Raw genomic sequence first — 12016 nt, forward strand, 5'->3', positions numbered from 1 at the left:
GGCGCCGGGGGCCGGCGCCGGCCCCCCCCCCCCCCCCGCCTCGCGCCACGGAGAGGACGTGCTCGTGCCCGAGCGTTCGCACACCGGCCTGCTGCGCTTCCTGCGCCCCTTCCGGGCCCGGATCGCCGTGATGGTCGGCATCACCGCCCTGAACGCCGCGAGCGCCGTCGCACCCGCGCTGGTCGGGCAGCGGCTGATCGACGACGGCGTGCTGAGGGGTGACGCCGGCGTGGTGTGGTCGCTGGCCGCCGTCCTGGCGGTCGTCGGCGTCGGCCAGGCCGCGCTGTCCTACGTGGACCGGAGGTATGCCGCCGCGGTCGCCGAGGACGTGGTGTTCCGGCTGCGCGCCGACCTGTTCGGCCACCTCCAGCGGCAGGCGCCCGGCTTCTTCACGGCGGCCAGGACGGGGGCCGTCGTCTCCCGCGTGCACGGCGACGTGGCCGGCGTGCAGGGCGTGGTCTCCACGACGGTGCCGTCCGCCGTCGGGGCGGTGGTGATGCTCGTCGCCGCGGGCGCCGCGGTGGCGGCGATGGAGTGGCGGCTGGTCCTCCTCGTGCTCGTGCTGCTGCCCTTGCTGTACCTGCTCACGTCGAGGTTCACCTTGGCGTTGCGCCGCGCCGGGCAGGACGCGCTGACCGCCCAGGCCGACCTGGACGCCCTCGTCGCGGAGCGGCTGAGCCCGGACGGCGCGGAGGTGGTCCGGCACTTCAGCGATCCGGACCGGGAGCAGCCGGGGTTCCGGCTCCGCGCGGACCGGGTGCGCGCGGCGTCGGTGCGGCGGGCCGCGGTGTCCGCCGGCCTCGGCGCGGCGCTGACGTCGGTGCTCGGCCTGACGACCGCCGTGGTGTACCTGGTCGCCGGGCAGCTGGTGATCTCCGGGGCGCTCAGCGTCGGCACCATGGTCGCGCTGGTGGCGCTGCTGGCCAGGCTGTACGGGCCGCTGACCGCGCTGCCGGGCGTGCGCGCCCAGCTGGTCGCCGGGCTCGTGGCGTTCGACCGGGTCCGCGAGGTGCTGGCGTTCGCGCCGCGCATCGCCGACCACCCGGGGGCGCGGGCGTTGCCGCGCACGGCCGAACCGCCCTCGGTGACGTTCCGGGACGTCCGGTTCGGCTACCCGCCGCCGCACGACCTGGTGGTGCCGTCGCTCGCGGGCGACACCGACGACGGCGGCGGGCGGGACGCGGTGCTGACGGCCGTGGACTTCACCGCCGAGCCGGGCGCCACGGTGGGCGTCGTGGGCCTCTCCGGCGCCGGGAAGTCCACCCTCGCCCGGCTGCTGACCCGCTCCTGGGACGTCACCGGCGGCCAGGTGCTCGTCAACGGCGTGGACGTCCGGCGACTGCGCCTGGCCGACCTGCGCGCCACCGTCGGCGTCGTGTCCCAGGAGACGTTCCTGTTCAACGACACCATCCGGGCGAACCTCCTGCTGGCCCGCCCCGACGCGCGTGCCGAAGACCTGGAGGCCGCCTGCCGCGACGCCTGGATCTGGCCGTTGATCGAGGAGTTGCCCGCGGGCCTGGACACGGTCCTGGGCGACCGGGGTCTGCGGTTGTCCGGGGGAGAGCGGCAACGGCTGGCCATCGCCCGGCTGCTCCTGAAGCGACCGCAGGTCGTCGTGCTCGACGAGGCCACCTCGCACTGCGACGCGGTGACCGAGCAGGGGATCCAGCGGTCCCTGGAACCGTTCCTGCGCGAGCGGACCTGCCTGGTGATCGCCCACCGGCTCAGCGCGGTCCGGACCGCCGACCTGATCCTGGTCATGCGCGACGGCCGGGTGGTCGAGCGCGGCCGGCACGAAGCGCTCCTGGCGGCAGGCGGCTGGTACGCGCGACTGCACCGGGCCCAGCAGGCGGGCGCTCCGGCGGCGACGACGACCGGCGGGAGGCCGACCACGACGGTGACCGCCCACCCGGTCCCGCCGACGCGCCGGCCCGGCCCGCAGGCCGGGATCCGGGGCACCTGAGCCGCGACGCCGACCGGGGAAGTCGGGCGCGGAGGCCGGACCGCCGCTGGGGCGCGGTCCGGCCGCGGTGCCGACTGCGGGAGTCGGAGGGCGGAGGCCGGATCGCGGATAGAGGCGCGGTCCGGTCGCGGAAGCCGAGTGCGTGGGCGCGCGTTCCGGTCGACACCCGGCACCGGCGTCGCGGCTCGGCCGGCACTCGGCCCGCGACGCGTTCGGCTTGTCCGGTTCGAGACAGGCGCGGTCGAGTTTTTGCGTATGTGAGTCAAGTTCTTGCGTCAAGTTGTCGGACTTCCCTATGGTCGTGTGACCTCCCTTACCTCGACGCGAGGATGTGGGTGACCCGTCATGCGCGCCCCGCTGCCTTTCCCTCCGACTCCACCCGCCTCGAAGCAGCGTGCATTCATCCGATCTTTATCCGCGTTTGCGGGAAGTTCCGGAACGATTGCCCGGTGTTGACGGTCGATCCCTCCGATGTTATTCCTGGATGACCCCCGGAGAGGAAACGATCGATGAGGATCTTTCTTCGCACCCTCGCCACGCTCGCCACCGGCACCCTGCTCGCCGCGGCGGTCGCGCCGGTCGGACCGGCGACCGCCGCCCCGACCGACCACGCGTTCAACGCCGCGACCGGAGCCCTGGACGTGGACCTCGCGAGCTACCTGGCCAAGCACGACGTGGTCTACAACCGACCCAACACCAACAACCTGCACGGCCTGACCGTCGGCAACGGCCGCGTCGGCGCGATGGCGTGGCAGCAGAACGGCCTCACCATGCAGGTGTCCAACGTGGACGCCTCGCAGCAGACCGCGTTCGGCGCGGGCCTGCTCAACCTCGCCACCACACCGGCCATGGACAGCGGGTACACGGACCACCGGCAACGCCTGTCCCTTTACGACGGCACCCTGACCACCCGGTACGACAACGACCGCACGGTCACCGTGATGGGGTCGCCGAACTCGGAGGTGATGGGCGTCCACGTCGAGGACTCGCGTGCCACCGTGCGGTCGGTCGTGCTGGAGCTGAGCCTGTGGGACGTCTCGCAGCTGCCCAACAGCGGCGACGTGCCCAACCTCGACACCTGGAAGACCGTGTCGACCTACGCCGACTCGACCGGCGTCGGCCTGAGTCGCGGTCAGGGCGACCCGCAGGGTTTCGGCTACACGCTCGCCGCGACCGTCGAGGGCGCGAACCACACCGCGCAGGTGGTGGACGGCCGCAAGGTCCGCCTCACCATCACGCCCGCGCGCAGCTACACGGTCTGGTTCACCGCGACGAGCCGGATCAACGCGCCCGACCGCGACTCGGTCCGCCAGGCGCGCGCCGCGTTGGCCGCCGTCAAGAGCGCCGGCTACCAGGCCACCCTGGACGCCTACCGCGCCTGGTGGCACGCCTTCTGGGGCAAATCGTTCGTCCAGTACTCGGGCCTCGGCGGCGACGCCGACTACCTGGAGAACGTCTACTACCTCAGCACGTACATGATCGCGGCCGGCGGGTACGGCAACTACCCGTTCCACTTCATCAACGGCGTGTTCCGGGCGACCGGCGACACCACGAAGTGGAGCAACGCCTACTGGTACTGGAACCAGCGCGACGTCTACAACTCGTTCCTCGCCTCCAACCACGTGGACCTGATCGCCACGTTCAACCGCTCCTACAGCCGCAACCACAACGCCCTGAAGGACCTCACGCGGTCGCGCTACGGCGTGGACGGGATCTGGGTGCCGGAGACCATGGGCTGGGACGGCAACGCCCGCGGCACGGTGAACTCCGACTACACCAAGAACATCTTCTCCACGGGACCCGAAGCCGCGTTCAACATGTACCTGCAGTACCGGTACACCAACGACGAGAACTACCTGCGCGGCACCGCGTACCCGTTCATGCGCGAGACGGCGAAGTTCCTCCAGAGCCGCTTCTCGTACGACGGCGACAAGTACCACATGGCCGGCTCCAACGCGCACGAGACGTACTGGAACGTGCCGAACGCGATCACCGACCTGGCCGCCGTGCGCAGCCTGTTCCCGGTGCTCATCCAGACCTCGCAGCAGCTCGGCCTGGACGCCGACCTGCGCCCGCAGTGGCAGCGGCTGCTGGACAACCTGGTCGCGTACCCGACCGACGGCAGCGCCTACCTGCCGCACACGCCGCCGATCGCGCCGACCCGCAACAACGAGAACGTGGCCGTGGAGCTGGTGTGGCCCTACAACCAGACCGGCATCGGCTACCCGGACCACCAGACCGCGGTGAACACCTGGAACCGGCGGCCGTTCCCGTACGGCAACGTGTGGGCGCCCGACGCGATCCAGGCCGCGCGCCTCGGGCTGGGCGACCAGGCCTACCAGGGCATGAAGCAGATGCTGCGCCAGTACCAGAACTACCCGAACGGCATGACCAACAACACCAACGGCGTGTTCGAGTACCTGGGCGTGCACCTGTCGGTGGTCAACGAGTCGCTGATGCAGTCCTACAACGACAAGATCCGCGTGTTCCCGGCCGTGCCCGGCGACGCGTCGTTCGCGGGCCGGTTCACCCTCCTGGCCAAGAACGGGTTCCTGGTCAGCTCCGAGCGCGAGGCGGGCGAGACGAAGTACGTCGGCCTGCGGTCGCTGCACGGCAAGACCACCAGGGTGGTCAACCCGTGGGGCTCCCAGCAGGTGCGGGTGCGGCGCGCCGCGGACGGCGCCGTCCTGCTGACCACCTCGGCGGGGGAGTTCGACCTCGCCACCGCGGCCGGCACGACGTACGTGGTCGAGCGCACGGCCAAGCCGCTCACCGCCTACTCCGGGACGCGGCTGACCGGGTACGTCAACCAGGACGCGAAGTCGCTGAGCGGCACGGCGTCCACGCTCGGCCTGGGGCGCGCCGCCAACCCGATGGTCAACAACACCGAGCTGACCTACGACGGCAACTGGCACCACACGACCAACCGCGGTTACGGCGACTACAACGACGACACCCACCACAGCACCGTCAACGGATCCGTCGCGCAATACACCTTCACCGGCACCGGGGTGCGCTACTACTCCGAGCGCAACGGCGACATGGGGCCGGTCGACGTGTACCTCGACGGCGCGTTCCAGGCCACCGTCAACCTCAGGGCCGACGGCCCCCGGCAGTCGCAGCAGGTGGTGTGGGAGCGGTCCGGGCTCGCCCGGGGACAGCACACCATCCGCATCGTCAACCGCAGCACGTCGGTCGGGATGGTGGACGCCCTCTACATCGTCCCCTAGCGCGGCCCCGCTGCCCCCTGCCACCAGCCCGTGAGCCACCAGGCGCACGTCCGCCGACAACGTTGTCACCCCCGTTGGGAGAGCCCTGCCATGAGCCCGCGAAGGTCGCGCCCGGCCGTCGTCCTCGCGCTGGCGCTGGTCGCGTCCGCGACGACCGCCACCGCGCAAGCCCAGCCATCCCCGGTCACCGACCCGACGAGCCTCGTCAACCACTTCATCGGCACCGGCAGCGGCGGCGAGCACGTCGGGTCGGTCAACACCTTCCCCGGCGCCGTCGCGCCGTTCGGGATGCTCAGCTGGAGCCCCGAGACCACCTCCCGGCCGGCGGGCGGCGGCTACGACCACCGCGACAACGCCACGATCGGCCTGAGCGTCACGCACCTGTCCGGCGTCGGCTGCCCCGTCCAGGGCGACCTGCCGATCCTGCCGACCGTCGGCGAGGTCACCGGCGAACCCGCCCGCGCCACCCAGCCGTTCAGCCACGCCGACGAGAAGGCGAGCCCCGGCCTGTTCGAGACCAGGCTCGGCGGCGCCATCACCGCACGGGTCGCCGCCACCACCCGCACCGGCGTCGGCCGGTTCGCCTTCCCCGCCGCGGAGAAGGCGAACCTGCTGTTCAAGGCGGGCTCATCCCAGGTCGCCAACAGCGCCGTCCAGGTCCGCGTCACCGGCCCGGACCAGCTCGCCGGCACCATCACCGGCGGCCGGTTCTGCGACCAGCCCAACACCTCCACGGTGCACTTCGCCGCCGTCTTCGACCGCCCGTTCACCGGGACGGGCACGTGGCACGACGACGTGCTCACCCCCGGCGGCACGGCGGTGGACCACCCGCGCGGCGGCGCGTGGGTCACCTTCGACACCCGGCAGCAGCGCCAGGTCGGCGTGAAGGTCGCGATCAGCTACGTCAGCCAGGCGGGCGCGTTGGCGAACCTGCGGGCCGAGGCGCCGGGCTGGGACGTGGACGGCGTGGCCCGGCAGACCCGCGCGGCCTGGCACCGGCTGCTGTCGAAGATCCAGGTCGGCGGCGGCACGCGCGACCGGCAGGCGCAGTTCTACACCGCCCTCTACCACTCCCTGCTGCACCCCAACGTGTTCAGCGACGTGGACGGCCGCTACACCGGCTTCGACCGGCAGGTCCACACCTCGAACCGCGTGCGGTACGCCAACTTCTCCGGCTGGGACACCTACCGCACCCTGGTGCAGCTCCAGGCCGTGCTGGCGCCGGCCGAGACCAGCGCCATGATGCAGTCCCTGGTGGACATGGCCGCCGAGGGCGGCTGGCTGCCGAAGTGGCCGGTCGCGAACGGCTACACGGGCGTGATGAACGGCGACGCCGCCGCGGCGCTCATCTCCTCGGCTCACGCGTTCGGCGCCCGCGACTTCGACACCCGCGCCGCGCTGGCGGCCGTGGTGAAGGGCGCGACCAGGGTCCCGACCCCCGCGGAACTGGGCCAGGGCTGGTACGAGCAGCGGCCGGGCCTGGCCGAGTACCTGCGCGACGGCTACGTGCGCAACACCAGGGCGTTCGACATCTCCCACGTGCCCAACGGCGCGTCGGCCACGCTGGAGTACGCGCTGGCGGACTTCGGCATCTCGCGGTTCGCCGCCGCGCTCGGCGACGAGGCCACGGCCCGGACCTTCCTGACCCGCTCCCAGAACTGGACCACCCTGTTCAACCGCGGCTCGGGCTTCCTGCAACCCCGGGACGCGAACGGCGCGTTCCCGGCGGGCAACCCGGTCACGACCGGCATGGGCGTGTTCGGCCAGTCCGGCTTCCAGGAGGGCAACGCGGCCCAGTACCTGTGGCTGGTGCCGCACAACGCCCGGGGCCTGCTGGACGCGATCGGCGGCGACGAGCGGGCGGTCGCCCGGCTCGACCGGTTCTTCACCCAGGACAACGCGGGGCCGAACAACCCGTTCTACTGGGCGGGCAACGAGGTCAACATGCACGTGCCCTACCTCTACAACTACGCGGGCACGCCGTGGCGCACGCAGGAGGTCGTGCGCCGGACCCTGGAGACCCGGTACGCCAACACCCCCGGCGGCGAGCCCGGCAACGACGACCTGGGCGCGCTCAGTTCCTGGTACGTGTGGTCGGCCATGGGCCTGTACCCGGCGACACCGGGCACGGACGTGCTGACCGTGACCTCGCCCCTGTTCCCCTCCGTGCGCATCGACCTGCCCGGCCACCGCACCACGATCACCTCGACCGGCAGCGGCGCGTACGTGCGCGGCCTGTCGGTGGACGGCGTGGCGACGCAGCGCACCTGGCTGCCGGGGTCGGCGCTGCTGGGCGACGGTCCCGGCGGGCGCACCGGCACCGCGCTGACCTTCGCCCTGACCGGGCAGCCGGACCGCTCGTGGGGCACGTCCCGGGACGCCCGACCGCCGTCCTTCCCGGCCGGCGCGCCCGCGTTCCCGCCCGGTGTCACGCCGGTCGAGCTGACCACCACGCCCGCCCGCCCCACGGTGGCCGTCGGGTCGCCGTCCACGGCCGCGCTGTCGTTCGCGGTCGGCGTGGGCGCGGAACCGGCGACGCCGGTGTCCGTGCGCTCGGTGTCCTGGCGGGCCACCCCGCCGGCCGGGGTCACCGTGACGCCGGCGGAGGGCACGGCGCAGGTGGTGGACGGCGTGGCCACCGCGCAGGTCGCCCTGCAGGCGGCCGAGGGCGTGGTGCAGGGCTTCACGACCATCCCGGTGACGCTGACCGCGGACGTGGCGCTGTCGCCGGTCTCGGTGCCGGTCGCCGTGGTCGGCGCCGGCCCCGCGGCCCGCGTGTGCGGAGTCCTGGGCACGACCAACCAGGCCAGGGGCATCACGCACATCGAGAGCGGCGGCGACGGCGTCACCACCCCCGTCACGGTCGGCGGGCGCGAGGCCCGGCGGATGGTCGAGCGCGTGCCCGGCGGCCTGCACATGTACTTCTCGGTCGACCAGCGGATCGCGTCCGACGGCCGGTTCCCGACCACGTTCACCGTCGACTACCTCGACGAGGGCACCCACTCCTGGAGCCTCCAGTACGACTCCCGCGACGGCGGCGCCTACCGGCACGCGGGCAGCGTCGCCAACACCGGCGCCGGCACGTGGAAGACCGCCACGTTCACCGTGCCCGACGCGGCACTCGCGCACCGCCAGAACGAGCGCGCCGACTTCCGGCTGGCCTCGGCGTCGCCCGTGACGGTCCACCGGGTCACCGCGGTGGTCGACGGCCCCGGCGTGCTCCCGATGGACCTCTGCGGCTGAGAAACCGCCCACGAAAGGAAACCCTGCGATGTCCGAGTCCCCACCGCGGTGGACGAGGGCGTTCGGCGCCTCCCTGCTGACCGCCTCCCTGCTGCTGCCCTTCGACCAGGCCACGGCCGCCGCGGCGATCCCGCCCGGCGACTACCAACAGGTGCAGCTGGCCGCCGGCGCCGCCAAGCTCGGCGAGCCCATGTCCCTCGCCGTCCTGCCGGACCGGTCCGTCGTGCACACCGCCCGCGACGGCACGGTCCGCGTCACCAACGCCGCGGGCAACACCACCACCGTGGCCGGGAAGCTCAACGTCTACACGCACGACGAGGAGGGCCTGCAGGGCGTCGCGGCCGACCCGGGCTTCGCGACGAACCGCTGGCTGTACCTGTACTACTCGCCCCGGCTGAGCACCCCGGACGGCGACGCGCCGACCGAGGGCACCGACGCGACGTTCGCGCCGTGGCGCGGTGAGCTGTACCTGTCGCGGTTCACCCTCAGGACCGACAACACGCTCGACCCGGCCAGCGAGAAGATCGTGCTGCGGGTGCCCAACGACCGGGGCCAGTGCTGCCACGTCGGCGGCGACATCGACTTCGACGCCCAGGGCAACCTCTACCTGACCACCGGCGACGACACCAACCCGTTCGTGTCGGACGGGTACACCCCGACCGACGAGCGCACGAACCGCAACCCGCAGTTCGACGCGCAGCGCTCGTCGGGCAACACCAACGACCTGCGCGGCAAGGTGCTGCGCATCAAGCCGCAGCCCGACGGCACCTACACCATCCCGGCGGGCAACATGTTCGCCCCCGGCACCGCGCGCACCCGGCCCGAGATCTACGCCATGGGCTTCCGCAACCCGTTCCGGATGAGCGTCGACAAGGCCACCGGCGTGGTCTACCTCGGCGACTACGGCCCGGACGCGGGCGTGACGAGCCCGACGCGCGGCCCGAGCGGGCAGGTCGAGTTCAACCGGATCACCCGACCGGGCAACTTCGGCTGGCCGTACTGCACCGGCACGAACACCACGAACGAGACCTACGTGCGCTACACGTTCCCCAGCGGGCCGTCCGGGGCGCGTTACGAGTGCGGCACGGGCGTCACCAACACCTCGCCGCGCAACACCGGCCTGACGACGTTGCCGCCCGCGCAGCCGGCCTGGATCCGGTACGCGGGCGACGCGGGCTCGCCGCCGGAGTTCGGCAGCGGCTCCGAGTCGCCGATGGGCGGCCCGGTCTACCGCTACGACCCGAACCTCGACTCGGCCACGAAGTTCCCGCAGTCGCTGGACGGCCACTACTTCGCGGGCGAGTACGGCCGCCAGTGGATCAAGGCGATCGGCGTCAACGGCGACGGCTCGCCGGGCGTGATCGAGGCGTTCCCGTGGAGCGGCACGCAGGTCATGGACATGCAGTTCGGCCCGGACGGCTCGCTCTACGTGCTGGACTACGGCACCGGCTCGGGCAACCAGGCCATCTACCGGATCGACTACAAGGGCAACCAGCCGCGCAACCCGGTGGCCCGCGCGTCGGCCGACAGGGTCTCCGGCCCCGTGCCGCTGACCGTGCGGTTCTCCTCCGCGGGCAGCTCCGACCCCGAGGGCGGCGCCCTGCGCTACCGGTGGGACTTCGGCGACGGCGCCACGTCCACCGAGGCCAACCCCACGCACACCTACACCAGGGCGGGCAACTACTCGCCGACGCTGACCGTCACCGACCCGCAGAACCTCACCGGCACGGCCAGCGTCCTGGTCACCGCGGGCAACACGGCCCCGTCCGTGACGCTGCAGGCGCCCGGTGACGGCGCGCTGTTCGCGTTCGGCGACACCGTGCCGTTCCAGGTGACCGTGTCCGACCCCGAGGACGGCGCGATCGACTGCTCCCGCGTCAAGGTCACCTACCTGCTCGGCCACGACAGCCACCGGCACCAGATCACCCAGGCCACCGGCTGCTCCGGGCGGATCGCGGTGCCCGTGGACGGCGAGCACGACGCCGCGGCGAACATCTACGGCGTCTTCGACGCGGAGTACACCGACAACGCGGGCCTGACCTCGCACTCGGTGAGCATCCTCCAGCCGCGCCACCGGCAGGCCGAGCACTACGGCGCCCAGCAGGGCATCGAGCCCGCCAACCACGGCGGCGCCGAGGGCGGTCGCACGGTCGGGTTCACCGACAACGGCGACTGGATCTCCTTCCAGCCCTACCGGCTGGGCAACGCCCGCTCGGTGACGGCCCGCGTGTCGTCCGGCGGTCCCGGCGGCACGATCGAGGTGCGCGCCGGGTCGGCGACCGGGGCGCTGCTCGGGACGCTCACCGTGCCCAACACCGGCGGCTGGGACACGTTCACCGACGTCTCGGCGCCCCTGTCCGGCGCACCGGCGGGCACGTCCGCGCTGTTCCTCGTGTTCAAGGGCGTGACGGGGCAGGGCAACCTGCTCGACCTGGACGCGTTCACCTTCACCACCGGCTCCGAACCGCCGCCGGCCGCCGAGGTGCTGGTGTTCAGCAAGACCGCCGGCTTCCGGCACGACGCCATCCCGGCGGGCATCCAGGCGATCCGCGAACTGGGCGCCACGGGCGGGTTCGCGGTCACGGCCACCGAGGACGCCGGCGTGTTCACCACCTCCGGCCTGTCGCGCTACGCGGCGGTGGTGTTCCTCAACACCACCGGTGACGTGCTGAACGCCTCCCAGCAGACGGCGTTCCAGTCCTATGTGGACGGCGGCGGTGGTTATGTCGGCGTGCACGCGGCGGCGGACACCGAGTACGACTGGCCGTACTACGGCCAACTGGTGGGCGCGTACTTCCACTCGCACCCGAACATCCAGCCGGCCACCGTGCGCCCCGAGGACCGGTCCCACCCGGCCACCGCGCACCTGCCGACCGCGTGGAACCGCACGGACGAGTGGTACAACTACCGCACCAACCCGCGGGCCACGTCCCGGGTGCTGGCGAACCTGGACGAGTCGAGCTACAGCGGCGGCGCCATGGCGGGCGACCACCCGATCTCGTGGTGCCGCACGCAGGCCGCGGGCCGGTCGTTCTACACCGGTCTCGGCCACACGATCGAGTCGTACGCCGACACCGCGTTCCGGACCCACCTGCTGGGCGGCATCCGGTACGCGGCGGGCCTGGTCACCGCCGACTGCTCGCCGCAGTCGCAGCCGTCGCAGCGGGTGGAGGGCGAGTCCTACACGTCGTCGTTCGGCGTGCAGGTCGCCTCGCACGGCACGGCCAGCGGCGGTCAGACCGTCGGGTACATCGACGGCGGCGACTGGGCCGGCTACGGGCAGACCAGCCTCGCGGGCAAGCGGCAGTTCGCCGCGCGGGTGTCGTCGGGCAACGCGGGCGGCCGCATCGAGGTGCGCGCCGGTTCGCAGACGGGCCCGGTGCTCGGCTCGGTCGCCGTGCCCGGCACCGGCGGCTTCGACCGGTTCGTGGACGTGTCCACGGCGCTGACCGGCAGCGGGACGGGACCGGTGTTCCTGGTGTTCGTCGGCACGGGCGCGGGCGGCCTGTTCGACGTCGACCACTTCACCCTGTCCTGACCCGTGCCCGGCTTCGCGGGTCGGAACGGCTCGGGGCCGTTC

The 12016-nt window shown here is 72.6% G+C and carries 4 protein-coding genes; all 4 read left to right on the plus strand.

Annotated elements, in window-relative coordinates; genetic code table 11:
* The first annotated feature begins 64 nt into the window (after positions 1-64).
* A complete protein-coding gene (locus tag ACFXGA_RS37120; RefSeq protein ID WP_378096812.1) occupies positions 65-1963 on the plus strand; it encodes an ABC transporter ATP-binding protein in 1899 nt (632 codons plus the stop codon).
* A gap of 509 nt (positions 1964-2472) precedes the next feature.
* A complete protein-coding gene (locus ACFXGA_RS37125; protein WP_378096815.1) occupies positions 2473-5193 on the plus strand; it encodes a hypothetical protein in 2721 nt (906 codons plus the stop codon).
* Between the two features lie 90 nt (positions 5194-5283).
* On the plus strand, positions 5284-8436 hold the full coding sequence (locus ACFXGA_RS37130) for a GH92 family glycosyl hydrolase (protein WP_378096818.1): 3153 nt from the start codon (positions 5284-5286) through the stop codon (positions 8434-8436).
* Positions 8437-8464: 28 nt separating this feature from the next.
* The gene (locus ACFXGA_RS37135; protein WP_378096821.1) at positions 8465-11974 is read left to right on the plus strand and encodes a ThuA domain-containing protein; all 3510 of its coding nucleotides are present in this window, start codon (positions 8465-8467) and stop codon (positions 11972-11974) included.
* The last annotated feature ends 42 nt before the right edge of the window (positions 11975-12016 follow it).

It is taken from the genome of Actinosynnema sp. NPDC059335 (assembly GCF_042752395.1).
Taxonomy (GTDB): domain Bacteria; phylum Actinomycetota; class Actinomycetes; order Mycobacteriales; family Pseudonocardiaceae; genus Actinosynnema.